The organism is Pseudomonas sp. NPDC087185 (assembly GCF_044744955.1).
In the GTDB taxonomy this organism is placed as follows: Bacteria; Pseudomonadota; Gammaproteobacteria; order Pseudomonadales; family Pseudomonadaceae; genus Aquipseudomonas.
The window spans coordinates 231,972-255,892 of record NZ_JBIUZK010000008.1 but is presented as its reverse complement, the minus strand read 5'-3'; the positions used below and the strand labels follow the sequence as shown (position 1 = coordinate 255,892).

Here is a 23,921-nt window from a genome sequence, read left to right as displayed (position 1 = left end):
CTGACCGGGCATTATGCCGCACGCATGGGCAGGCTGCCGAGCCACCGGTCAGCACACAGCCAGAAGCCGCCTTGCGGCGGCCTCTGGTTTGATGCCCCAGTGTTGGTTCTGTGTGTTTTCTGAACGCTAGTTGGTATAGACGGGCCCCACGCCCAGTCCCCAGATGATCACGGTGGCAGCCATGATCGCTACCAGCACGACCAGGCCTACTGCCAGCACCGAGCTGGAGAACAGGAAGCCTTCATCGGACGGTATGTTCATGAACGTCGGCAAGCCGACGTACAGCAGGTAAACGGTGTAGCAGATGGCCGCAGTCCCCAGCAGCATGCCCAGCCACAGGTGTGGGTAGAGTGCTGCCAGGCCGCCAAGGAACAGCGGGGTGGCGGTGTACGTGGCGAAGGCGATGCATTGCGCCATGGACGGTGTGGCGTCGTAGGTGCGGGCCATCCAGTGAATGAACGCGCCCATGACCGCGACCCCGGCGAGCATCGCCAGGTAGGACATGATGCTCATCCATAGCGCGCTTTCCATGGTCAGCATCACCGCCGGGCGATTACCAATCACCCAGCCGACCTGGGTTGTGCCGATGAATGCCGAAATGGCAGGGATCGCTGCCAGGATCAGCGTGTGCGTCAGGTACATGTGGCTGATGCTTTCTTCTTCTCCACGAATCTCCCGCCATTCCTGGTCGGGATGGGTAAACAGCCCCACAACGTGATGAATCATGCCGGTCACTCCTCTCAATGTTGCCAACCGCCCCCCAGATGGAGCGCAAGCGGCCCGAGGCCAGGGCACCGAAGCAAAGCGGTAATGTGGCCTTATGTCGCAGTATAGGAAGCGGTTACCCGCATAAAACCTGCTTTTTAGAGCAAATTGCGCTGTCAGGCTGGCTGCTGATTCCCTTGAAGTCTTTATCGGAATCCCTACAGCCGCGCGTGGTTTATGCGTAAAATAGCCGGCTTTTGTCACACCTCGCGGATTCAAGCGCTATGGGCACCCTCTCGGTCAACCAGAACAAACTGCAAAAACGCCTGCGTCGTCTCGCCGGCGAAGCCATCACCGACTTCAACATGATCGAGGATGGCGACAAGGTCATGGTCTGCCTGTCCGGCGGCAAGGACAGCTACACCATGCTCGACGTTCTGTTGCACCTGCAGAAGGTGGCACCGATCCAGTTCGAGATCGTTGCGGTGAACATGGACCAGAAACAGCCGGGCTTCCCCGAGCATGTGCTGCCGGCCTACCTCAAGGAACTGGGTGTCGAGTACCACATCGTCGAGAAGGACACCTACTCGGTGGTCAAGGAACTGGTACCCGAGGGCAAGACCACCTGCTCGCTGTGCTCGCGCTTGCGCCGTGGCACCCTGTACACCTTCGCCGATGAAATCGGCGCGACCAAGATGGCACTGGGGCACCACCGCGACGACATCGTCGAAACCTTCTTCCTCAACATGTTCTTCAACGGCGCGCTCAAGGGCATGCCGCCCAAGCTGCGTGCCGACGACGGCCGCAACGTGGTGATCCGCCCACTGGCCTACTGCAGCGAGAAGGACATCCAGGCCTACTCGGACATGAAGGAATTCCCGATCATCCCGTGCAACCTCTGTGGCTCGCAGGAAAACCTGCAGCGCCAGGTGGTCAAGGACATGCTGGTGGAGTGGGAGCGCAAGCACCCAGGCCGTACCGAAAGCATCTTCCGTGCGTTGCAGAACGTTGCACCGTCGCAACTGGCCGACCGCAACCTGTTCGATTTCACCAGCCTGAAGATCGACGAAAGCGCCACCCCGCGCTTCCTCGACGTGCTGAACATCTGAGCCCATGCGCGATTACCAGTGGCTGCATGAGTTCTGCCTGAACCGCTTCGGCTCGGCCCAGGCCCTCGAGGCCTTCCTGCCGCAGCCGCGCACGCCGGCGCAGTTGCGCGACATCAGCGCTGACCGCTACCTGTCGACCCTGGCCCTGCGCGTGTTCCGCGCCGGGCTCAAGCACAGCCTGGTGGACGCCAAATGGCCGGCGTTCGAGCAGGTGTTCTTCGGCTTCGACCCGGAGAAAGTCGTGCTGATGGGCGCCGAGCACTTGGAGCGGTTGATGCAGGACGAGCGCATCATCCGCCACTTGGGCAAGCTCAAGAGCGTGCCGCGCAATGCGCATATGATCCTGGATGTGACGAAGGCGCAGGGCAGTTTTGGCGCGTTCATCGCCGACTGGCCGGTGACCGATATCGTCGGGCTGTGGAAGTACCTGGCCAAGCATGGCAACCAGCTCGGCGGGCTGTCGGCGCCGCGCTTCCTGCGCATGGTCGGCAAGGACACGTTCATCCCCACCGACGACATGGCCGCCGCGCTGATCGCCCAGAAGGTGATCGACAAGCAGCCGACCAGCCAGCGCGACCTGGCGCTGGTGCAGCAGGCGTTCAACCAGTGGCATGCCGAGAGCGGGCGGCCACTGTGCCAGTTGTCGGTGATGCTGGCGCATACCGTCAACCATTGAATTCGGCAGTGCTTCCTTCGCGGGCTTGCCCGCGAAGACATCAACTCCCTTCGCCCGCCATGCGCCGTTCATGCTGGAACTTCCAGCGCACGTACAGCAGTGCACTGACGAACAAGCCAAGGCTCACCAGCACCTCAATCCAGCCAAACACCGCCCGCGCCGGGTCGAATGCCGCCAGCACGCCCTTGATGAAGTAGATATTCACCACAAAGCAGGTCCAGGCATGCGCCCGGGCGCTGCCCAGCAGCATGCCTGGCAGCAGCAACAGCAGCGGCACCAGCTCGATCGCCAGGATCACCTCGACCCGCGCCCCATGCAGGTTGGCGAACCACACATTGTTCACCACCAGCAACGCCATCAGGCCGAAGAACAGTGCCAGGCTCAACGCCCGCGTCAGGCGCAGGCGCGGTGCCAGCCATTCCACCGGCGGCAACACCTTGGGCTGCTTAGCCACGCGCAGTCTCCAGGGCTTTGGCGGTGCTTGCCAGGCGTTGGCCCAGGGCGCGGCACAGGGTGATTTCGTGTGGGTCGAGCTCACGCTTGCCGTCGGCGCCGGCATGGTGGCTGGCGCCGTAAGGCGTGCCGCCGCCGCGGGTTTCGAGCAGGGCCGATTCGCTGTACGGCAAGCCCATCACCAGCATGCCGTGGTGCATCAACGGCAGCATCATCGACAGCAGGGTGGTTTCCTGGCCACCGTGCAGGCTCGCGGTGGAGGTGAACACCCCCGCCGGTTTGCCGACCAGCTCGCCGCCCAGCCACAGGCTGCTGGTACCGTCGAGGAAGTACTTGAGCGGCGCGGCCATGTTGCCGAAGCGGGTCGGGCTGCCCAGCACCAGGCCGGCGCAGTGGCGCAGGTCGTCCAGGGTGGCATACAGCGCGCCGCTGGCCGGGATGTCCGGGGCCACGGCTTCGCATTCGGTAGAAATCGCCGGCACCGTGCGCAGGCGTGCTTCCATGCCGGCCAGTTCGATGCCGCGGGCAATATGCCGGGCCATTTCGCTGGTCGAGCCGTGGCGGCTGTAATACAGCACCAGGATGTAAGGCGCGCTCACGGCAGAATCTCCAGCACCTTCTCTGGTGGCCGACCGATCACCGCCTTGTCACCGGCCACCAGGATCGGCCGCTCGATCAGCTTGGGGTGTTGGGCCATGGCGTCGATCAGTTGCGCGTCGCTCAGGGCCGGGTTGGCCAGGGCGAGTGCCTTGTATTCATCTTCGCCAGTGCGCAGCAACTGGCGCGGGGCGATGCCCAGCTTGCCGAGCAGGGCCTTGAGGGCAGGGGCGTCGGGCGGGGTTTCCAGGTAACGCACGATGGTCGGCGCCAGGCCGCGTGCTTCGAGCAGTTCCAGCGCGCCGCGGGATTTCGAGCAGCGCGGGTTATGATAGAGCGTCAGGTCAGTCATGTCGGGTCGCATCCAGCTGGGTGTGGCGGCTATTCTAACCGTAGCGACTGATCCCTTTGCTTGAAAACTTGATAAGGATTGACCCATGGCAAGGCGTTTGGCAGCAGTACTGGCCATCACCGCGAGCCTGTTGCTCGGTGGTTGCGGTGCCGACTACGGCGTGGACCAACACGGCAACACGGTGAAGGCCGAACAGATCGACGGGCACTGGCTGGTGCTCAATTACTGGGCCGAATGGTGCGGCCCGTGCCGTACCGAGGTACCGGAACTGAATACGGCGGCCAAGCAGTGGTCGGCCGACGGTATCAAGGTGGTCGGGGTGAACTTCGATGGCTTGCAGGGGCAGGAGCTGAAACAGGCTGCCGACACCCTGGGCATCGGCTTCACCGTGCTGGCCCAGGACCCGGCCGAGCGTTATGACCTGCCTCGCAGCGAGGCGCTGCCGGTGACCTACATCATCGACGACAAGGGCAAGGTGCGCGAGCAACTGATGGGTGAGCAGACCCTGGAAGGGTTGCAGGCCAAGATCAAGGCGCTCAAGGGCGCTTGATACTGTCGGGGCCGCATGGCGGCCCCAATGGTCCTCAGCCTTCCTCAGGCCAGAAGCGCAGCGGCTTGCCTTCAGTTGGCCAGAAGCGCATCTGCTCGATGGGCGACACGTCCCAGCGTTGCACCGTCTCCAGCGCCTGCAAGAAGCGTTTTTCCTGCTCCATCAAGGCCGGTGCACACAGCTTGCGGGTCTTGCCGACCTTGCCGAAGCTCAGGCGCTCGCCGTCCAGCGTGTAGGGTGCAAACCAATGGTTGCAGCCGGCATTGCCGTAGGCGCGGCCGTCGCTGGCCAGGGTCAGGGTCAGGTGGCTGTAGTCGATCAGCGGGCGTTCGCCGATCCATTCCAGCACATAGCTGCGCTCCTGCTGCAGCTTTGACGGTTCGGCGGCGCAGCCGAGCAGGCCGGTGGCAATCAGCACGCCGGTCAGCAGATTCTTCACGCGGCGCTCCCTTGGCATTGCGGGCACACGTGCTTGTCGCCACGGCTGGCCCAGCCCAGCTCGGCGATGCGCGCGGTAGCGGCCGGTTGGCGGGCTTTCTTGCCCAGCTTGGCGTCCACGGCGAACTCGAAGTCCAGCACCGCGTCGCAGCTGTCGCATTCGGCCTGCCAGTTGAGGATTTCCAGCTCGTTGAACAGCGGGCCACTGGCCACGGCCACCCACTGGCCGCGCGGGTTGATCAGGTGGCGCACGCTCTCCACGCTCAGGCGCATGGACAAGTCCTTGCTGCCTTTGAGGGTCACCAGCAGGGTGTCGCCTTTGTGCATCGAGCCACCGTTGCCGGTCACCTGGTAGCGGCCCGGCACCAGTGCGCGGCACTCGATCAGGGTGTGTTGCGGGTTGAAAAGGGTGTAGCGGAAATCGTGCTCGACCATGGGTCCTCCAGAAATGCCGCGTATCCTAGCATCAACCCGTGACCAGATTCTGCGGTTTGCCCGCCGCCCAGCGGATGATGTTGTCCAGCGTGGTGGAGGCAATGGCATCCAGTGCCTCGCGGGTGAGGAACGCCTGGTGCGCGGTGACGATCACGTTGGGGAAGGTCAGCAGCCGCGCCAGTACATCGTCCTGCAGCGGTAGGTCGGAGCGGTCCTCGAAAAACAGCTGTGCTTCTTCTTCATACACATCCAGGCCCAGGTAGCCGAGCTGGCCGCTTTTCAGCGCGTCGATCAGTGCCGGGGTATCGACCAGCGCGCCGCGGCCGGTGTTGATCAACATGGCACCGGGTTGCAGCTGGGCCAGGCTCTGCGCATTGATCAGGTGTTTGCTTTGCTCGGTCAGCGGGCAGTGCAGGCTGATGATCCGCGCCTCGCGCAGCAGTTCGGGCAGCGTCAGGTAGCGTGCACCCAGCGCCAGCAGCTCAGGGTTGGGGTAGGGGTCGTAGGCCAGTAACTGGCAGCCGAAACCTGCCATGATCCGGGCGAAGGCCACACCGATCTGGCCGGTGCCGACCACGCCGACGGTCTTGCCATGCAGGTCGAAGCCGGTCAGGCCATGCAGGGTGAAGTCGCCCTCGCGGGTGCGGTTGTAGGCGCGGTGCAGGCGCCGGTTGAGGGCGAGGATCAGCGCCACGGCATGCTCGGCCACGGCATGCGGCGAATAGGCCGGCACGCGCACCACCGCCAGGCCCAGGCGCTGGGCGGCGGCCAGGTCGACATGGTTGTAGCCGGCCGAGCGCAGCGCGATCAGCCGTGTGCCGCCAGTGGCCAGGCGCTGCAGCACCTGGGCGTCGAGCTCATCGTTGATGAACGCGCAGACCACCTCGAAGCCCTGGGCCAGGGCGGCGGTGTCGAGGGTCAGGCGGGCAGACTGGAAGTGCAGCTCCAGGGGGCTGGCGTGGGCGGCCGGGGTGAAGCTTTCCTGGTCGTAGTGCTGGCAGCTGAACAACAGGGCGCGCATGGTCGGGCTTCCTTTGCGGTGGTTGGGGGATTGTAGCCACCTGGCCGGACAGGGATGTTGATCTGCACCGGCCTCATCGCCGGCTTGCCGACGATGAGGCCATGAAAGTCAGGCGCTTTGCCGCGCCTGCTCCGCCAGCCGGGCGATCGCCCCGTCGAGTTCGTCCAGCGCCTGCTGGGCATGTGGGTGATCCTGCTTGAGCAAGGTCTCGCTGCGCTGGCAGGCCGCGCGTAATTGCGGCACCCCGCAATAGCGCGACGCACCGTTCAAACGGTGCACCTGCTCGATCAGCGTCGAGCGGTCGCCGGCTTCCCGTGCCGCAAAGATTGCCTCGCGGTCGCTCTCCAGCGACGCCAGCAACATCGTCAGCATGTCCGCCGCCAGGTCCGGTTTGCCCGCCGCCAGGCGCAGACCTTCCTCAGGGTCGAGCACTGGCAGCTCCTGGCCCTCGGCCTGCTCTTCGTCCAGCCGTTCCAGCGGCCCGGCGCCAAGGCTCAGGCCAGTCCACTTCATCACCACCTGGGCCAGCTGGCGCTCGCTGATCGGCTTGGTCAGGTAGTCGTCCATGCCGCTGTGCAGCAGGGCGCGCTTCTCGTTGGCCATGGCATGCGCGGTAAGGGCGACGATCGGCAGCGGGCTGCCGCTCTGGGTGTTTTCCCACAGGCGGATCTGCTCGGTGCAAGCACGGCCGTCCATGCCCGGCATCTGCACGTCCATCAGCACCAGGTCGAAAGGCTCGCTCTGTACCGACTGCAGTGCGGCGTAGCCGTTGTCGACCGCCAGCACTTCGGCGCCGAGGTCTTCCAGCAGGGTCTGCACCAGCAGCAGGTTGGCGGCATTGTCATCGACGCAGAGGATTTTTGGCTGGCGCTGGCCGCGCTTGCCCGGCGCCGGTTCGCCCAGCGGGCGGCGCGGTTGCAGCAGCTCCAGCAGCAGCCGGCGCAGCTTGCGCGTGCAGGTTGGCTTGGACAGCAGCTGGCCATGGCCATTGGGCAGGTAAGGGTGGTACAGCGCCTGCTCGGTGGTCGGGCACAGTACCACGCACTGGCAGTGGTAGCGCTCGAGTTGCTGGTGGTACTGGCCAAGCTGTTCGGGTGTGAGGTTGCCCAGGTTGGCACCGAGCACGGCGAACTCGAACGGCATACCGGCCTGGAAACCGGCCTGCACACCTTGCAGCAGCTGCTCAAAGGAGGCGAACAGGCTGACGCTCAGGCCGCAGTCCTCAAGCTGATGTTCAAGGGCCTGGCGGGCCAGTTCGTGGCTATCGACGATGGCTGCGCGGCGGCCCAGCAGCGGCTGTGGCTGCTGTTGGTCGATATCGTCGTGCGCCTTGGGCAGGCTCAGGCTGATCCAGAACTGCGACCCTTCGCCCGGGGTGCTGTCGACACCGATCTCACCGCCCATCTGCTCGATCAGGCGCTTGGAAATCACCAGGCCCAGGCCGGTACCGCCCGGCTGGCGGGCCAGCGAATTGTCGGCCTGGCTGAAGGCCTGGAACAGCGTGCGCACATCCTGGGGCGAGAGGCCGATACCGGTGTCCTGCACGCTGATGCGCAGCTGCGCGCTGTCTTCCTGCTCGTCTTCGAGCATCGCGCGCACGACAATGGTGCCTTCGCGGGTGAACTTGATGGCGTTGCTCACCAGGTTGGTGAGGATCTGCTTGAGCCGCAACGGGTCGCCAATCAGCGCTGACGGCGTGTCGCGGTAGATCAGGCTGAGCAGTTCGAGCTGCTTGGCGTGTGCGGCGGGGGCGAGGATGGTCAGGGTGTCCTGTACCAGGTCGCGCAGGTTGAACGGAATACTGTCGAGCACCAGCTTGCCGGCCTCGATCTTTGAGAAGTCGAGGATCTCATTGATGATCCCCAGCAGGTTGTCGGCAGATTTTTCGATGGTGCTCAGGTAATCCAGCTGGCGCGGAGTCAACTCGCTTTTCTGCAGCAGGTGGGTAAAACCGAGGATACCGTTGAGCGGGGTGCGGATCTCGTGGCTCATGTTGGCCAGGAATTCCGATTTGATCCGGCTGGCCTCCAGGGCTTCCTTGCGCGCCATGTCCAGCTCGATGTTCTGGATCTCGATGGTTTCGAGGTTTTGGCGCACGTCCTCGGTGGCCTGGTCGATGCTGTGCTGCAGTTCTTCGTGGGCGCTGTGCAGGGTTTCGGCCATGCGGTTGATGCCGCGGGCCAGTTCGTCCAGTTCGTGGCTGCCCATGGCCGGCAGGCGCTCATCGAGGTGGCCGTCCTTCAGCTGGTTGACCGCGTGCTTGATGCGCGCGATCGGGTCGTTGATGGTGCGGCTCATGCGCATTGCCAGCAGGCCACTGAGCACCAGGCAGCCGAGGATCAGCAGCACGCTGGTGAACAGGTTGCGATAGCCACGCAGCAGCGTGCCGTCGTGCGACAGCTCGATTTCGACCCAGCCCAGCAGGCGTTCGGCCTCGGCCGGCACGGCATCGGTGGCCAGGTCGCGGTGGTGGCCGAACACCGGCATCAGGTAACGGGTGGCGTCATTGCCCGTGCGCTGCAGCAGCTGGGTGCCGGTGCCGCCGCTGGGCGCCTGGTTGATCATGCTGGGGCCGGCATGGGCCACGCGGCTACGGTCCGGGGCGAGAAAGGCCACGGCGCGCACATCGGCCTGCTCCAGGGTTTGCGCGGCAATCCGCTCCAGCTGCGCCGGGGCCTGGCGGGCCAGTGCGGGCGCGGCCAGCGGTGCCAGTTGCTCGGCAATCATCTTGCCGCGTTGCAGTAACTGGGTGCGCAACTGGTCTTGCTGCAACCAGGTGAAGTAGCTGCCCAGCACCAGAGCCATCAAGCTGGCAGGCAACAGCGCCAGCAGCAGCACCCGGCTTCTGATTCCCAAACGATCGAGCACACTCGCCTCCTGTGATGTGCCTGGACGCCGTCACCGAGGTGGCGGACCAAAGCGGAAAGTTACTCCGCCTGCCTGCCTAATGCACCCTTTTATAGCGGTTTTCACCCGTGCGTCGCGGCGTTGGTCGTTGGGCGGTTGCCTGGAGCGTGAGCATGCTCAATAATCACGTAACTGAGAATGCATGGCAGTTGCCAATGAATCCCGTAGCTATTAACACATCCAGTATCCTCGCCATCGAGGACGACCCGGTCCTGGGCGCCTACCTGCACGAAGAGCTGCAGCGCGGCGGCTTCCAGGTGACCTGGTGCCGCAATGGCCTTGAAGGCCTGGAAGCCGCCGGCCGGCAGGCCTTCGACGTGGTGCTGATGGATATCCTGCTGCCTGGGCTCAATGGCCTGGATGCCTTGGCCCAGTTGCGCCTGCGCAGCGCCACGCCGGTCATCCTGATGTCGGCATTGGGCGCCGAGGCCGACCGCATCAGCGGCTTTCAGCGCGGTGCCGACGACTACTTGCCCAAGCCGTTCAGCATGGTCGAGCTGCAGGTGCGTATCGAAGCCATCCTGCGCCGCGTCGCCCTTGAACGTCGTCATCAGCCGCCCGCGGATGTCGCCAGCGGCGAGCTGCGCTTCGACGATGCCCTGTGCGATGTCAGCCTTGGCGGCCTGCAGGCAGGCTTGACCCCCAGCGAATACCGCCTGTTCGACATTCTCAACCGCAACGTCGACGAGGTGCTGAGCAAGCCCTTCCTTTATCAGCAGGTGCTGCAGCGTGGCTACTCGCGGCATGACCGCAGCCTGGACATGCACGTCAGCCAGATCCGCCGCAAGCTCAAGGGCATCGGCTACCAGGAGCGGCAAATCCGCACCGTATGGGGCAAGGGCTACGTGCTCAGCGTCGGCGAGGCGGAGTAGGCCATGCTCGATCGCCGTTCACTGTTCTGGAAGCTGTCCATCCTGCTGGTGGGCTTCTGCCTGCTGATGATCGGCCTCAGCTACACCTGGGGCCGTCACGTGGAAACCCAGAACGCCTTTCTCGACGAGCCTGCCCGCCAGGTGCTGCGCGGTTACGCCAGCGAGGCCGAGCAGGCCTGGCAAAGGGGGGGGCGAGCGGAGCTGGACCGCTGGGTTGCGGCCATGCGCCAGCGTGAGCATGGCTGGGTGGGTGTGCTCGACACCAGCCTGCGGCCCCTTGACAGTGCCACGCTCGGCCCTGAAATCATGCAGCGGCTCACCCGCCTGCGTGGCGTCGACTGGCCCATGAGCCAGCGCAGCATCGACCAGCCCTGGTTGCGCATACCGTTTCCGGGCGCGCCGCAGCAGGGCATGCTGGTGATCGAGTTGCCGCAACGTTTCAACCCGGGCCAGCACCGCGTGCTGTGGCGGGTGGTGACCAACGGCATCATCCCCGGCCTGTTCACCTTGCTGCTGTGCGTGGGCCTGTACCGCATGCTGATCGTGCCGCTCAACCAACTGCGCGAGCAGGCCAATGCCTGGCGCGCCGACCAGCTTTCGGCGCGGCTGGATTCACGCACCATCGCCCGCCATGACGAACTGGGTGAGCTGGCCCGCGCCTTCGACCAGATGGCCGAGCGGCTGCAGGGTACGGTGGCCATGCAGCAACAGTTGCTGCGCGACTTGTCCCACGAGATGCGCACACCGCTCAGCCGCCTGCGTGTGGCCTGCGACGGTGAAACCGACCTGCAGCGCTTGCGCGAGCGGCTGGGCCGCGAGGTGGACTGCATGCAGCAGCTAGTCGAGAACACCCTGCAGCTTGCCTGGCAGGATGCCGAGCGTGCGCCGATGAACCTGGAACCGATCCAGGTGCAGGCGTTGTGGGACCTGCTGGCCGAAGATGCCCGTTATGAAAGTGGCTGGTCGCCCGCGCGGCTGCGCTGCGAGCTGCCTGCCGACTGCTGGGTGCAGGGTAACCTCAATTACCTGGCCCAGGCTGTGGAGAACATGCTGCGCAATGCCATCCGCCATTCGCCAAAAGACGGCCTGGTGCGGCTGACTGGGCAGCGCGAGGGTGGCTATTGGCGCCTGTGGCTGGAAGACGAGGGCGGCGGTGTGGCCGAAGAGGACCTGGAGCGGATTTTCGCGCCCTTTTCTCGGCTCGATGGCTCGCGGCCCGGGGATGGCGGTTTTGGTTTGGGCCTGAGCATCGCCCGCAGTGCGATCCAGCGCCAGGGCGGAACGTTGTGGGCCGAAAACGGCAAGCGTGGGCTGCGGTTGTGCATGCGTTTGCCGGTCCATCTACCCATTCCCTCGCAGGCAATCCCGAAGCTCCAGGCAGCATCGATATAGCGTGTGGCTATATCGACCGCAGATTGCGTGATATGGCCGCGAAGGGTTTGCCGGTATGATAGGCGCCCCTGCCGTCCGGATTGTGAAATACGCCATGACCTTGCAGTACCCAACCATCGCCGATTGCGTCGGCAATACGCCCCTGGTTCGCCTGCAGCGCATCGCTGGCGAAACCAGCAATACCCTCCTGCTCAAGCTCGAAGGTAACAATCCGGCAGGCTCCGTGAAGGACCGCCCGGCGCTGTCGATGATCACCCGCGCCGAATTGCGCAACGACATCAAGCCCGGCGACACCCTGATCGAGGCCACTTCCGGCAATACCGGCATCGCCCTGGCCATGGCAGCGGCGATCAAGGGCTACAAGATGATCCTGATCATGCCCGACAACTCCACCGCCGAACGCAAGGCGGCAATGACCGCCTATGGCGCCGAGCTGATCCTGGTGAGCAAGGAAGAGGGCATGGAAGGCGCCCGCGACCTGGCTGAAAAACTGCAGGCCGAAGGCCGTGGCCTGGTCCTCGACCAGTTCGCCAACGGCGATAACCCGATTGCCCATTACAACAGCACCGGCCCGGAAATCTGGCAGCAGACTCAGGGCAGCATCACCCACTTCGTCAGCTCCATGGGCACCACCGGCACCATCATGGGCTGCTCGCAGTACCTCAAGGAGCAGAACCCTGCAGTGCAGGTCGTCGGCCTGCAGCCGATGGAAGGCTCGGCCATTCCAGGCATCCGCCGCTGGCCCGAGGAATACCTGCCGAAGATTTTCGACGCCACCCGCGTCGACCGCGTGATGGATATGTCCCAGCAGGAAGCTGAGGACACCACCCGCCGCCTTGCCCGTGAAGAGGGCATTTTCTGCGGCGTGTCTTCCGGTGGTGCGGTGGCAGCCATGCTGCGCCTGTCCCAGGAAGTGGAAAACGCGGTAATGGTCGCGATCATTTGCGACCGTGGCGACCGTTACCTGTCCACCGGCCTGTTCGACCCGAGCTAAATGTCCAAGAAAAAAACCAACAGCGGCCTGCGCTTCCAGCCGGCCGGCGGCAACCGTACGGCCCAGGTCCCCGTGGGCAAGAAGCAGCGCCTGGATATCGAGCGCCTGGCCGGTGACGGCCGTGGCATTGCCTTCCATGACGGGCGCACCTGGTTCGTCAGCGGCGCCCTGGCCGGTGAAGCGGTCGAGGCGCGCGTGCTCAATGCCCGCGGCAAGGTGGTCGAGGCGCGGCTGGAGCGTGTCCTGCAGGCCAGCCCCGAGCGGCGTGAGGCGCCGTGCCGCTATTACCAGCGCTGCGGTGGCTGCAACCTTCAGCACCTGCCCCATGACGGCCAGCTGGCGCTCAAGCAGCGCACGCTGGCCGAACAGCTGCAGCGGGTTGCCGGTGTGCAGCCCGAGGAGTGGGCGCCGCCCTTGAGCGGGCCGGAGTTCGGCTACCGGCGCCGGGCGCGGGTGGCCGTGCGTTGGGATGTCAAGGCACGCCGGCTGGACGTAGGCTTGCGTGCCGAGGCAAGCCAGGAAATTGTCGCTATTGATGACTGCGCCGTGCTGGTACAGCCTTTGCAATCTATTCTTCGGCACTTACCGACGGTGTTGCGCTCGCTGAGCAAACCCCAGGCTATCGGCCATGTAGAACTCTTCAGCGGTACCGCCGAAGCATTGCTGGTGCGTCACATGGCGCCGCTGCCGGCCGACGACCTGGCGCGTTTGCAGGCTTTCTGCGACGAGGCCAAGGCGCAGCTCTGGCTGCAAGGTGAGGGCGAGCCGGCGCCGGTGCAAGCCGACGCCAAGCTGGGCTTTGTCTTGCAGCCCTGGCAGCTGGAGCTGGCCTGGCGCCCGGGCGATTTTGTCCAGGTCAATGCCCAGGTCAACACGGCCATGATCGAGCAGGCCCTGGCCTGGCTCGCACCGCAAGCCGACGAGCGTGTGCTGGACCTGTTCTGCGGCCTGGGCAACTTCGCCCTGCCGCTGGCTCGCCAGGCGCGTGAAGTGGTGGCGGTGGAGGGGGTGCAGGCCATGGTCGATCGGGCTGCAGCCAATGCCCGGAACAACGAAGTGCATAATGCACGGTTTTTTCAGGCCGATTTATCGCAGCCTTTGGCGGGCGCCGGATGGGCCGCCGAGGGCTTTTCTGCGGTACTCTTGGATCCACCGCGCGACGGTGCGTTCGAGGTGGTGCAAGGCATCGCACGCCTCAAGGCCAAACGGCTGGTCTACGTATCGTGCAACCCGGCCACGCTGGCGCGAGACGCCCAGGTGCTGGTCGGCCAAGGGTACCGGTTAAAAAGGGCCGGGATTCTCGACATGTTTCCTCAGACGGCGCATGTCGAAGCCATGGCGTTATTCGAAGCGGGCTAGCGAACTGGCCCCTTGGTGCGGTTTCCATGGACTGGAAACCACACGGTGATAGCCAGCGCACCCGCGAGGTGCGCTGTATGGAAAGGTAAAGCAAAGATGGTACAGGTGAGAGTGCACCAGCCGGTCAACACCGACGGCAGTATCAATCTCGAAGCATGGCTGGATCACGTGGTGAGCGTGGACTCGGCATTGGATCGCGTGGCACTCAAAGAGGCCTGCGAGTTCGCTCAGGAAATCGAGAAAAAGGGCAACCCGGCCAAGCATTCCTGGGCCGACGGTACGTCCAGCTTCCAGGCTGGCCTGGAAATCGCCGAAATCCTCGCCGACCTGAAGCTCGACCAGGATTCCCTGGTGGCGGCGGTCATCTACCGCTCGGTACGTGAAGGCAAGGTGACCCTGGCCGAGGTCGGCCAGCGTTTTGGCCCGGTGGTGTCCAAGCTGATCGACGGCGTGTTGCGCATGGCTGCCATCAGCGCCAGCCTCAGCCCCCGTCAGTCGCTGGTGCTGGGCTCGCAGGCGCAGGTCGAGAACCTGCGCAAGATGCTCGTGGCGATGGTTGACGATGTGCGCGTGGCGTTGATCAAGCTGGCCGAGCGGACCTGCGCGATCCGCGCGGTGAAGTCTGCCGATGACGAGAAACGCCTGCGCGTGGCGCGCGAGGTGTTCGACATTTATGCGCCGCTGGCCCACCGCCTGGGTATCGGCCATATCAAGTGGGAACTGGAGGACCTGTCCTTCCGTTACCTCGAACCCGATCAGTACAAGCAGATCGCCAAGCTTTTGCACGAGCGCCGGTTGGACCGCGAGCGGTTCATCAGCGACGTGATGAACCAGTTGCAGAACGAACTGCTGGCCACCGGCGTCAATGCCGACATCAGCGGCCGGGCCAAGCACATCTATTCGATCTGGCGCAAAATGCAGCGCAAAGGCCTTGAGTTCAGCCAGATCTACGACGTGCGCGCGGTGCGCGTGCTGGTACCGGAAGTGCGCGACTGCTACACCGCGCTGGGTATCGTGCACACCCTCTGGCGGCACATCCCGAAAGAATTTGACGACTACATCGCCAACCCCAAGGAGAACGGCTACCGCTCGCTGCACACTGCGGTGATCGGCCCCGAGGGCAAGGTGCTGGAAGTGCAGATCCGCACCCACGGCATGCACGAGGAAGCCGAACTCGGCGTCTGCGCCCACTGGCGCTACAAGGGCACCGACGTCAAGCAAAGCTCCAACCACTACGAAGAGAAGATCTCCTGGCTGCGCCAGGTACTCGAATGGCATGAGGAGCTGGGCGATATCGGCGGGCTGGCCGAGCAATTGCGAGTCGACATCGAGCCGGACCGGGTGTATGTGTTCACCCCCGACGGCCATGCCATCGATCTGCCCAAGGGTTCCACACCGCTGGACTTCGCCTACCGCGTGCACACCGAGATCGGCCACAACTGCCGTGGTGCCAAGATCAACGGGCGCATCGTGCCGCTCAACTACAGCCTGCAGACCGGCGAGCAGGTGGAGATCATCACCAGCAAGCACGGCAGCCCGAGCCGTGACTGGCTGAACTCCAACCTGGGCTACGTCACCACCTCGCGGGCGCGAGCCAAGATCGTCCACTGGTTCAAGTTGCAGGCGCGTGACCAGAACGTCGCCGCCGGCAAGACCCTGCTCGAGCGCGAACTGAGCCGTCTGGGCCTGCCACAGGTGGACTTCGAACGCCTGGCCGAGAAGACCAACGTCAAGACCGCCGAGGACATGTTCGCCTCGCTGGGGGCCGGTGACCTGCGCCTGGCGCACCTGGTCAACGCTGCCCAGCAGTTGCTCGAACCCGATCGTATCGAGCAGATCGAACTGGTACCGCGCAAGCCCACCGGCACGCGCACCGGCAAGCGGGGCGACATCCAGATCCAGGGCGTCGGCAACCTGCTCACGCAGATGGCCGGCTGCTGCCAGCCGCTGCCGGGCGATGCCATCGTCGGCTACATCACCCAGGGCCGCGGCGTGAGCATTCACCGCCAGGACTGCGCCTCGGTGCTGCAGCTGTCCGGCCGTGAGCCGGAGCGGATGATCCAGGTCAGCTGGGGGCCGATCCCGGTGCAGACCTACCCGGTCGACATCGTCATCCGTGCCTACGACCGCCCAGGCTTGCTGCGTGACGTGTCGCAGGTGCTGCTGAACGAGAAGATCAACGTACTGGCGGTCAACACCCGCTCGAACAAGGAAGACAACACCGCGCTGATGTCGCTGACCATCGAGATTCCAGGCCTGGATGCGCTGGGGCGCTTGCTGGGGAGGATTTCGCAGTTGCCAAACATCATCGAGACGCGGCGTAATCGTACCCCTTGAGACCGCGGCGCTTGCATCGCGGATGAATCGGCGCCTGCAGGAACAGCGCAATGCCTGCAGCGGCGGATTCATCCGCGAAGCGGATACCACCGAAGGACCTGCCAGAATGACCTACACCCTCGAAGACCTGCTGCACCTCATGGCCCGCCTGCGCGACCCGCAATACGGCTGCCCGTGGGACCTCAAGCAGAACTACGCGAGCATCGTCCCGCACACGATCGAGGAAGCCTACGAAGTGGCCGACACCATCGAGCGCGGCGATTTCGAGCACCTGCAGGGCGAGCTCGGCGACCTGTTGTTCCAGGTGGTCTATTACAGCCAGCTGGCCCGCGAGGAGGGGCGTTTCGAGTTTGATGGGGTGGTCGATGCCATCACCCGCAAGCTGATCCGCCGGCACCCGCATGTTTTTCCCACCGGCGAGTTGTACGCGCCGCTGGATACTCCCAGCCTGAGCGAGGCCCAGGTCAAGTCGCGCTGGGAAGAGATCAAGGCGGAAGAACGCGCCGAGAAAAGCGAACCCGAACAGCTGTCGCTGCTGGATGATGTGCCAACGGCATTGCCGGCGCTGTCGCGTGCGGCCAAACTGCAGAAACGAGCGGCCACGGTCGGTTTCGACTGGCCCGAGGCCCTGCCGGTGCTGGACAAGGTGCGCGAAGAGCTCGACGAAGTGCTGCAGGCCATGGCCGACGGCGATGCCGATGCCCTCGAGGATGAAATCGGCGACTTGCTGTTCGCCACCGTCAACCTGGCGCGCCACCTCAAGCACGACCCGGAAAACGCCCTGCGCCGCGCCAACCGCAAGTTCGAACGGCGTTTCCGCTTCATCGAACAGGCATTGCGCGGCAGCGGTCGGCCCATTGAAGAGTGTAACCTTGACGAACTGGACGCCCTTTGGGGGGAAGCCAAGCGTCAGGAAAAGAACCTGCCCAGCTGCGGCTGAGTGGCTGCATAAGTGAGTGAACATCCATGAGTCTTTCCCTTCGCGATCAATTGCTCAAGGCCGGTCTGGTCAACCAGAAACAGGTTTCCCAGACCAACAAGGCCGAGAAGAAACAGAAACGCCTGGAACACAAGGGCCAGGTCGAAGTCGACGACACCCAGCAGCGTCTGGCCAAGGAAGCGATGGCCGAGAAGGCCAAGCGTGACCAGGAGCTGAACCGCCAGCAGCAGGAAAAGGCCGAGCAGAAGGCCCGTGCCGCACAGATCAAGCAGTTGATCGAAGCGACTCGCCTGCCCAAGCTCACCACCGAAGACTATTTCAATTTCGTCGACGACAAGAAGGTCAAGCGCCTTGCGGTCAACGCCCTGATGCGCAGCAAGCTGAGCAACGGTGCGTTGGCGATCGTGTCGCATGGTGGTGGTTACGAGGTGATCCCACGGGAGGCGGCGGTGAAGATCCAGGAGCGCGACCCTAATCGCATCCTGCTGCTCAACACCCATGTCGAGGAAGCGGATGAGGATGACCCGTACGCCGCCTATAAGATCCCTGACGATCTGATGTGGTAAGCAGCAAAAACCCCGCCTAGGCGGGGTTTTCTTTTGAATGATGGTGTCATTGCGTGCTGCGCTGGTTTTCCAGGTCTTCGAGTTCTACCCGATACTGGTGGGCTTCGTGTTCATTGTGGAACATCCCGACCAATTGGCCCTGCTGGTGCACATCCCAGATCCGCAGGCCAGCGGCCAGGCCTTCGTGGGACATTTTCGATTCGTCGCGTTCGGTTACTTGGACTGTCATCGGTAAACTCCACTGCTCAGTTGGTTGCGACATTGTGTCGCACACCTTCTTTATAGAGTTTGTTAGCAGGCTAAGTAAATAAAACGCCGATGAAACAAGTTTCATGTTCAGCAGGCAAAAAGAAGCCCCGCGCGGGCGGGGCTCCGGATGCTGCGGGCTGCGGTGGAATCAGTTGCCTTTTACAGCCTTGCCGTCGACCGTGCCATCTTGCAGCACGATCACGTACTCCTTGCCATCCGTCTCGACCTGGCGCAATTGCACCAGCAGGTAGTCCCACTGCTTGGCGAACCACAGTTCGGTGATGCGCTTGCTCTGGCTCGGGTCGCGCACGCGCTCGACCTTCACCGCATCGACCTGGCCGGTCTTGGTGGTGACTTTCTCGGTGCCGAGCACGCGGAAGTCGTAGGTGTCGATCTCGTCACCGTCGACCACCTGGTAAGTCATGCTTTTCTTGCCGGCGGCGACATCATGCTGCAACGCCAGCTGGTAGGACGACTTGTCCAGCACGCCGCGGTTGAGCGGCAGGCTGACAGCATCGCCACGGTCGCTGCCGGTGACTTTCTTGCCCGTCCAGTCGAAGGTGAGGTCGACCTTCTTGGCTTTGCCCAGGCCGCCACGCTCGAAGTGGTACTTCTGCGGCAGCAGGGTGTCGTTGTCCATGCGCAGGGTGCTTTGCTCGGTCAGGCTGGCGATCATCATGGAGGCCTTGAAGTTAAGGTCCCAGGTGCCGTTGGCGTTCTTGACCAGGCTGCGCTCGGCAGTGCCGCTCATGGGGAGTTGCTTCCAGTCGGCGGTGTAGCTGGCCGAGAAGGGCTTCAGGTCGGCTGCCTGCAGGGGCAGGGCGAGCACGGCGAGAGCCAAGAGCAGGGCGCGACGCATAAATTCTCCTAGGGTCGGATCAAATGACCACTGGCCGGCAGTGGCTGGCCATCCAGTAATGCACCCGATTCACCCAGGCGCAAGCGCCCCTCGGCAAACCAGTGCACTGCCAGCGGGTAGATCTGGTGTTCCTGATGGTGCACCCGTTGGGCCAGGCTTTCAGCAGTGTCGCCTGACGCTACCGGTACTACAGCCTGTACGACCAGAGGGCCGCCATCGAGTTCCTCGGTGACGAAGTGTACGCTGCAGCCATGCTCGGCGTCGCCTGCCTCCAGTGCCCGTCGGTGGGTATGCAGGCCCTTGTACTTGGGCAGCAGCGACGGGTGGATGTTGAGCAGGCGGCCCTGGTAGTGGCGCACGAAGCCGCCACTGAGGATACGCATGAAGCCGGCCAGCACCACCAGGTCGGGCGCGAAGCCGTCGATGCGCGCCATCAGCGCCGCATCGAAGGCTTCACGGCCGTCGAAGCCGGTGTGGTCCAGCACGGCGGTGGCAATGCCCGCCGCCGCGGCGCGTTGCAGGCCGTAGGCATCGGCGCGGTTGGAAACCACCGCGGCGATGCGTACTGGGCTTTCTTCACCCCGGCTACTGTCGATCAAGGCTTGCAGGTTGCTGCCGGAACCCGACAGCAGTACCACTACATTGCAGGGCTTGCTCGGCATCAGTGTGCCTTGAGGTTCTGCAGCTCGACCTGGGCTGCGCCTTCAGCGGCTTGTTCGATGCGGCCGATGACCCATGGCTGCTCGCCTTCAGCACGCAGTACGTTCAGGGCAGCCTCGACCTGGTCCTGGGCCACGCAGATGACCATGCCAACGCCGCAGTTCAGCACGCGGTGCATTTCGTGCTCGTCGACGTTGCCTTTCTCTTGCAGGAAGTCGAAGACCACTGGGCGCTGCCAGCTGGCCACGTCGACCACGGCCTGGGCGTTCTTCGGCAGCACGCGTGGGATGTTGTCCAGCAGGCCGCCACCGGTGATGTGGGCCATGGCCTTGACCGCGCCGGTCTGCTTGATCAGCTGCAGCAGTGGCTTGACGTAGATGCGGGTTGGCGCCATCAGCAGGTCGGTCAGCGGTTTGCCGTCCAGCTGGGTGTTCTCGATGTCGGTGCCGGACACTTCGAGGATCTTGCGGATCAGCGAGTAGCCGTTGGAGTGCGGGCCGGAAGACGGCAGGGCGATCAGCGCGTCACCGGTGGCAACCTTGGAGCCATCGATGATCTCGGCCTTTTCCACCACACCGACACAGAAACCGGCCAGGTCGTAGTCTTCGCCTTCGTACATGCCCGGCATTTCGGCGGTTTCGCCGCCAACCAGGGAGCAGCCGGCCAATTCACAGCCGGCGCCAATACCGGTGACCACGGTGGCGGCCACGTCGACGTTGAGCTTGCCGGTGGCGTAGTAGTCGAGGAAGAACAGCGGCTCGGCGCCGCACACAACGAGGTCGTTGACGCACATGGCGACCAGGTCCTGGCCGATGCTGTCGTGCTTGTTCAGGTTCAATGCCAGGCGCAGCTTGGTGCCGACGCCGTCGGTGCCGGAGACCAGCACCGGCTGTTTGTAGCCGGCCGGGATCTCGCAGAGGGCGCCGAAGCCACCCAGGCCACCCATGACTTCAGGGCGTGCGGTGCGTTTTGCCACGCCCTTGATGCGTTCGACCAGTGCTTCGCCGGCGTCGATGTCTACACCGGCGTCCTTGTAGCTCAGGGAGGGTTGCTTGCTCATTGATCCAGGCCTTTAAGAGGGAGGGATTCGTAAAAACGACCGTGACGGCCAAGGCCGGCTGGGGAGCGGCGGCTGCCTGAAACGTCAGAGGTCTGTGAAGGCGCGCGATTTTATCAGGGTTGCCGTGCAGCGGCCATCCTCAGGCCGACGGGCAGGGCCTTAATGCTGCAAAAAACATCCTTTCACAGGCCGTGACTGGTTGCCGGGCAGGTGGCTGTATAAGGTATAGGAAAGGCGACGGGTCGAAATGCGCCGTGCCAGGGAGCAATCTTCGCCCTGTGACGGTCACAGCCAGCACGCGGCGGCTCGTCGCGCCTTGTTTTCTGGACAGGAATCCTCAATGCGTCTTCTCAACTATCTGGCAGCGGGTTGCCTTGCCATGGCCAGCCTCGCGGCGCAGGCCGAAAACGTCTCCGGGCTTTATCAGGTGCACGAGCCGCTCGAAGGGCAGGGCGCTGAAGCCCGTAGCGCAGCCACCGTCAAGGCGCTCGATACCCTGGTGTTGCGCTTGACCGGCGACCCCAAGGCGGCGCAAAGCCCGGCGCTGGCCGATTTGCGCAAGGACCCGCAACAGATCATCAACCAGGTCGGCACCGAGGCCGGCCCGCCCGAGTCGGTGCTGGTCGAGTTCGACCCGGGCAGCACCGAGCGTGCCTTGCGCAAGGCCGGCCTGGCACTGTGGGGCAGTAATCGGCCGTCTATCCTCGGCTGGTGGCTTAACGACAGTGTCGATGGCAGCAACCTGATTGGCGACGGCCAGGCCAGCGCGCAACCCCTGCGCCGCGCCGCCCAGCACCGCGGGCTGCCGCTGCGCCTGCCGCTGGCTGACCTGCAGGAGCAACTGGTGGCCAACGCCAAGCAGCTCGAAGGCAGCGACCCGGCCCCCCTGCGCGAAGCCTCCGAGCGGTATGGCGCCGATGCCCTGCTGGCGGTGCACGCCCATGAAGCCGACGGCAAGTGGCAAGGCAAATGGCAGTTGTGGCTGGGCGACAAGCGCGAGCAAGGCACCGCCGAGGGGGCTGACCCGGCCGCATTGGCCGATGCCGTGATGCTGGCGGTCAGCAACCGCCTGGCGCCACGCTACGTGACCAAGCCGGGTGCCAGCAGCCAGTTGCAGTTGCAAGTGCAAGGCATGAACCTGCAGCGCTATGCCGAACTGAGCCGCGTGCTCGAACCCTACGGCCCGCGGCTGCAGATGGCCGATGGTAAAACGTTGACTTACGGCGTCACCGCCAACCGCGACCAGCTGCGCGCCCAACTCGGCCTGGCCAAGTTGCAGGAACTGCCGGCAGAGCCTGCACCTGCCGCCCCGGTGGCGCCAGCAGCGGGCACCAGTACTCCCTCAGAGCAGCCGCCGGCTGCCACCCCAGCACCCAAGCCGTTCGACGGCCTGCGTTTTCGCTGGTAAGGAATAGCGTAAATGACTGATATGCGTCGTTGGATCTGGCTAGGCGCTGCCCTGCTGATTGCCGTGCTTCTTTATAGCCTGCACAACATTCTCTCGCCATTCCTGGTGGGCATCCTCCTGGCCTATCTGGCCGACCCGCTGGTCGACCGCCTGGAGCGCCTGGGCCTGTCGCGCACCTGGGGTGTGGTGGTGGTGTTCAGCCTGTTCACCCTGATCCTGCTGGCGATGCTGCTGGTGCTCATCCCGATGCTGGCCAAGCAGTTGGTGCGCCTGTACGAACTGGCGCCGCAGATGCTCGACTGGCTGCAACACGTGGCGTTGCCCTGGGTGCAGCACCGCCTTGGCCTGGCTGACGGGTTCTGGAAGTTCGACAAGATCAAGGCCGCCGTCAGTGAGCACATGGGCCAGACCACCGACATCGTCGGCATGCTGCTGTCCCAGGCCACTGCGTCGAGCCTGGCACTGCTGGCCTGGTTGGCCAACCTGGTGCTGATCCCGGTGGTGGGCTTCTACCTGCTGCGCGACTGGGACTTGATGATGGCCAAGCTGCGCAGCCTGCTGCCACGCCACCGTGAGTCGCAGGTGGTCGGGCTGGCCGGGGAGTGCCACGAGGTGCTCGGCGCCTTCGTGCGCGGCCAGTTGATGGTCATGCTCGCGCTCGGCGTGATCTATTCCGCCGGGCTGATGCTGGTGGGGCTGGAACTGGGGCTGTTGATCGGCATGCTGGCGGGGCTTGCGGCCATCGTGCCCTACATGGGCTTCATCATCGGTATCGGTGCGGCCCTGGTGGCCGGGCTGTTCCAGTTTGGTGGCGACCTGTACCCGATGCTTGGCATTGTCGCGGTATTCATGGTTGGCCAGGCCCTGGAAGGCATGGTGCTGACACCGCTGCTGGTGGGCGACCGCATCGGCCTGCACCCGGTGGCGGTGATCTTCGCCATCCTTGCCGGTGGCGAGTTGTTCGGTTTTACCGGGGTGCTGTTGGCCCTGCCCGTGGCTGCTGTGATCATGGTGCTGCTGCGGCATGTGCACGATATGTATAAGGAATCGGACATGTATGCCGGGGAAATCGACCCCGACTTGTGACCCGCCGCTGTGAAATGTGGGCCAACAGCGGCCCACAAACGGCGCAACTCGTTGATTTTGCTTGTGCTATCTGCCTTCGCGATTGTGCCTCCTGCGTTGCGGGTATAGACTTTGCACACCGATCACCCTAGGCCCCCTGCGGTCCTCCCGACCGCCCGCGAGCATGAAACCACCGATCCAGTTGCCCCTGGGTGTGCGCCTGCGCGACGACGCCACCTTCATCAACTACTATCCGGGCGCCAATGCCGCGGCATTGGGCTACGTCGAGCGGCTGTGCGAAGCCGACGCCGGCTGGACCGAGAGCCTCATCTATCTATGGGGCAAGCAAGGTGTGGGCCGTAGCCACCTGTTGCAGGCCGCGACGCACCGCTTCCAGCAGCGCGGCGAAGCCGCTGTGTACCTGCCGCTGGCGCAATTGCTCGAGCGTGGTGTCGGGTTGCTCGACTACCTGGCGCAGTACGAACTGGTGTGCATCGACGACTTGCACGTCATTGCCGGCAAGGCGGACTGGGAGGAGGCGATGTTCCACCTGTTCAACCGCCTGCGCGACAGCGGTCGACGCCTGTTGCTGGCGGCCTCGGCCTCGCCGCGCGAGTTGCCAATAAAGCTGCCCGACCTCAAGTCGCGCCTGACCCTGGCGCTGGTGTTCCAGATGCGCGGCCTGTCCGACGAAGACAAACTGCGCGCCTTGCAGCTGCGTGCTTCGCGCCGTGGCCTGCACCTGACCGACGAAGTCGGCCATTTCATCCTCACCCGTGGCACGCGCAGCATGAGCGCGCTGTTCGACCTGCTCGAACGCCTCGACCAGGCTTCGTTGCAGGCGCAACGCAAGCTGACCATCCCCTTCCTGAAGGAAACGCTCGGCTGGTAGGCCCCTGAACACGGGCCTCAGAGCG

The 23,921-nt window shown here is 64.2% G+C and carries 25 protein-coding genes; 13 read left to right on the top strand and 12 right to left on the bottom strand.

The genetic code is table 11. From position 1 onward, the window contains the following. Positions 1-126: 126 nt before the first annotated feature. Positions 127-726, bottom strand: coding sequence for a Yip1 family protein (locus ACIPIJ_RS25030; protein WP_401081934.1), 600 nt, complete (start codon positions 724-726; stop codon positions 127-129). A 263-nt stretch (positions 727-989) separates the two neighbouring features. Between ACIPIJ_RS25030 and ttcA the strand changes: the two genes are divergently transcribed. Further along, positions 990-1,814, top strand: a complete 825-nt coding sequence (gene ttcA / locus ACIPIJ_RS25025) for a tRNA 2-thiocytidine(32) synthetase TtcA (protein WP_401081931.1) — start codon at positions 990-992, stop codon at positions 1,812-1,814. A gap of 4 nt (positions 1,815-1,818) precedes the next feature. Next, positions 1,819-2,490 carry a DNA-3-methyladenine glycosylase I gene (locus ACIPIJ_RS25020; RefSeq protein WP_401081928.1) on the top strand — a complete coding sequence of 224 codons (672 nt, stop codon included), beginning with the start codon at positions 1,819-1,821 and terminating at the stop codon, positions 2,488-2,490. 40 nt (positions 2,491-2,530) lie between these two features. Here the strand turns inward: ACIPIJ_RS25020 and ACIPIJ_RS25015 are convergent, their stop codons facing one another. From ACIPIJ_RS25015 to arsC, 3 genes are read right to left on the bottom strand one after another with little or no spacing between them, the layout of a single operon-like run. After that, positions 2,531-2,944, bottom strand: coding sequence for a DUF2069 domain-containing protein (locus ACIPIJ_RS25015; protein ID WP_401081925.1), 414 nt, complete (start codon positions 2,942-2,944; stop codon positions 2,531-2,533). Further along, positions 2,937-3,542 (bottom strand): NAD(P)H:quinone oxidoreductase, encoded by a 606-nt coding sequence (wrbA, locus tag ACIPIJ_RS25010; RefSeq protein ID WP_401081922.1) that lies wholly within the window; start codon positions 3,540-3,542, stop codon positions 2,937-2,939. Before wrbA ends, ACIPIJ_RS25015 begins: the two co-directional genes overlap by 8 nt. Next, positions 3,539-3,892, bottom strand: a complete 354-nt coding sequence (gene arsC, locus ACIPIJ_RS25005; protein ID WP_401081919.1) for an arsenate reductase (glutaredoxin) — start codon at positions 3,890-3,892, stop codon at positions 3,539-3,541. Before arsC ends, wrbA begins: the two co-directional genes overlap by 4 nt. Positions 3,893-3,977: 85 nt before the next feature. Between arsC and ACIPIJ_RS25000 the strand changes: the two genes are divergently transcribed. Beyond that, entirely contained in the window at positions 3,978-4,442 is a 465-nt protein-coding gene (locus ACIPIJ_RS25000; RefSeq protein ID WP_401081916.1) for a TlpA disulfide reductase family protein, read from the top strand. A gap of 34 nt (positions 4,443-4,476) precedes the next feature. Here the strand turns inward: ACIPIJ_RS25000 and ACIPIJ_RS24995 are convergent, their stop codons facing one another. From ACIPIJ_RS24995 to ACIPIJ_RS24980, 4 genes are all read right to left on the bottom strand, one after another. Further along, positions 4,477-4,881 carry an META domain-containing protein gene (locus ACIPIJ_RS24995; protein ID WP_401081913.1) on the bottom strand — a complete coding sequence of 135 codons (405 nt, stop codon included), beginning with the start codon at positions 4,879-4,881 and terminating at the stop codon, positions 4,477-4,479. Then, entirely contained in the window at positions 4,878-5,315 is a 438-nt protein-coding gene (locus tag ACIPIJ_RS24990) for a hypothetical protein (protein ID WP_401081910.1), read from the bottom strand. The genes ACIPIJ_RS24995 and ACIPIJ_RS24990 overlap by 4 nt, the downstream gene beginning before the upstream one ends. A 31-nt stretch (positions 5,316-5,346) precedes the next feature. Further along, positions 5,347-6,336, bottom strand: coding sequence for a 2-hydroxyacid dehydrogenase (locus tag ACIPIJ_RS24985; RefSeq protein WP_401081908.1), 990 nt, complete (start codon positions 6,334-6,336; stop codon positions 5,347-5,349). A 108-nt stretch (positions 6,337-6,444) separates the two neighbouring features. After that, positions 6,445-9,204 carry a response regulator gene (locus tag ACIPIJ_RS24980; protein WP_401081905.1) on the bottom strand — a complete coding sequence of 920 codons (2,760 nt, stop codon included), beginning with the start codon at positions 9,202-9,204 and terminating at the stop codon, positions 6,445-6,447. Between the two features lie 194 nt (positions 9,205-9,398). On the opposite strand from ACIPIJ_RS24980, the gene ACIPIJ_RS24975 reads away from it, so the two are divergent. The 7 genes from ACIPIJ_RS24975 (at position 9,399) to ACIPIJ_RS24945 (ending at position 17,703) form a co-directional block, all read left to right on the top strand. Then, positions 9,399-10,115, top strand: a complete 717-nt coding sequence (locus tag ACIPIJ_RS24975) for a response regulator transcription factor (RefSeq protein ID WP_401081902.1) — start codon at positions 9,399-9,401, stop codon at positions 10,113-10,115. A 3-nt stretch (positions 10,116-10,118) separates the two neighbouring features. After that, positions 10,119-11,507 carry a histidine kinase sensor domain-containing protein gene (locus ACIPIJ_RS24970; RefSeq protein WP_401081899.1) on the top strand — a complete coding sequence of 463 codons (1,389 nt, stop codon included), beginning with the start codon at positions 10,119-10,121 and terminating at the stop codon, positions 11,505-11,507. A gap of 94 nt (positions 11,508-11,601) precedes the next feature. Next, the gene (cysM, locus tag ACIPIJ_RS24965; protein WP_401081896.1) at positions 11,602-12,501 is read left to right on the top strand and encodes a cysteine synthase CysM; all 900 of its coding nucleotides are present in this window, start codon (positions 11,602-11,604) and stop codon (positions 12,499-12,501) included. Then, the gene (gene rlmD, locus ACIPIJ_RS24960; RefSeq protein ID WP_401081894.1) at positions 12,502-13,860 is read left to right on the top strand and encodes a 23S rRNA (uracil(1939)-C(5))-methyltransferase RlmD; all 1,359 of its coding nucleotides are present in this window, start codon (positions 12,502-12,504) and stop codon (positions 13,858-13,860) included. It begins immediately after the preceding gene. Between the two features lie 96 nt (positions 13,861-13,956). After that, positions 13,957-16,197, top strand: coding sequence for a GTP diphosphokinase (gene relA, locus ACIPIJ_RS24955; protein WP_401081891.1), 2,241 nt, complete (start codon positions 13,957-13,959; stop codon positions 16,195-16,197). Between the two features lie 106 nt (positions 16,198-16,303). Continuing rightward, positions 16,304-17,137, top strand: a complete 834-nt coding sequence (gene mazG, locus ACIPIJ_RS24950; RefSeq protein WP_401081889.1) for a nucleoside triphosphate pyrophosphohydrolase — start codon at positions 16,304-16,306, stop codon at positions 17,135-17,137. 26 nt (positions 17,138-17,163) lie between these two features. Further along, positions 17,164-17,703: a DUF2058 domain-containing protein gene (locus ACIPIJ_RS24945; protein ID WP_401081886.1), complete on the top strand. Its 540-nt coding sequence runs from the start codon at positions 17,164-17,166 to the stop codon at positions 17,701-17,703. Positions 17,704-17,749: 46 nt separating this feature from the next. On the opposite strand, the gene ACIPIJ_RS24940 is transcribed toward ACIPIJ_RS24945, so the two are convergent. From ACIPIJ_RS24940 to purM, 4 genes are all read right to left on the bottom strand, one after another. Beyond that, positions 17,750-17,932, bottom strand: a complete 183-nt coding sequence (locus ACIPIJ_RS24940) for a hypothetical protein (protein ID WP_401081883.1) — start codon at positions 17,930-17,932, stop codon at positions 17,750-17,752. A gap of 168 nt (positions 17,933-18,100) precedes the next feature. Beyond that, entirely contained in the window at positions 18,101-18,811 is a 711-nt protein-coding gene (locus ACIPIJ_RS24935) for a DUF3108 domain-containing protein (protein WP_401081880.1), read from the bottom strand. Positions 18,812-18,819: 8 nt separating this feature from the next. Next, positions 18,820-19,473, bottom strand: coding sequence for a phosphoribosylglycinamide formyltransferase (purN, locus tag ACIPIJ_RS24930; RefSeq protein ID WP_401081878.1), 654 nt, complete (start codon positions 19,471-19,473; stop codon positions 18,820-18,822). Then, positions 19,473-20,531 (bottom strand): phosphoribosylformylglycinamidine cyclo-ligase, encoded by a 1,059-nt coding sequence (purM, locus tag ACIPIJ_RS24925; protein ID WP_008092173.1) that lies wholly within the window; start codon positions 20,529-20,531, stop codon positions 19,473-19,475. The genes purN and purM overlap by 1 nt, the downstream gene beginning before the upstream one ends. A gap of 340 nt (positions 20,532-20,871) precedes the next feature. Here purM and ACIPIJ_RS24920 point away from each other — a divergent pair, with 340 nt between their 5' ends. From ACIPIJ_RS24920 to hda, 3 genes are all read left to right on the top strand, one after another. After that, positions 20,872-21,939 carry a DUF2066 domain-containing protein gene (locus tag ACIPIJ_RS24920; protein ID WP_401081875.1) on the top strand — a complete coding sequence of 356 codons (1,068 nt, stop codon included), beginning with the start codon at positions 20,872-20,874 and terminating at the stop codon, positions 21,937-21,939. A gap of 12 nt (positions 21,940-21,951) precedes the next feature. Continuing rightward, positions 21,952-23,025, top strand: coding sequence for an AI-2E family transporter (locus ACIPIJ_RS24915; RefSeq protein WP_401081872.1), 1,074 nt, complete (start codon positions 21,952-21,954; stop codon positions 23,023-23,025). 163 nt (positions 23,026-23,188) lie between these two features. Next, entirely contained in the window at positions 23,189-23,896 is a 708-nt protein-coding gene (gene hda, locus ACIPIJ_RS24910; protein ID WP_401081869.1) for a DnaA regulatory inactivator Hda, read from the top strand. Positions 23,897-23,921: the final 25 nt, after the last annotated feature.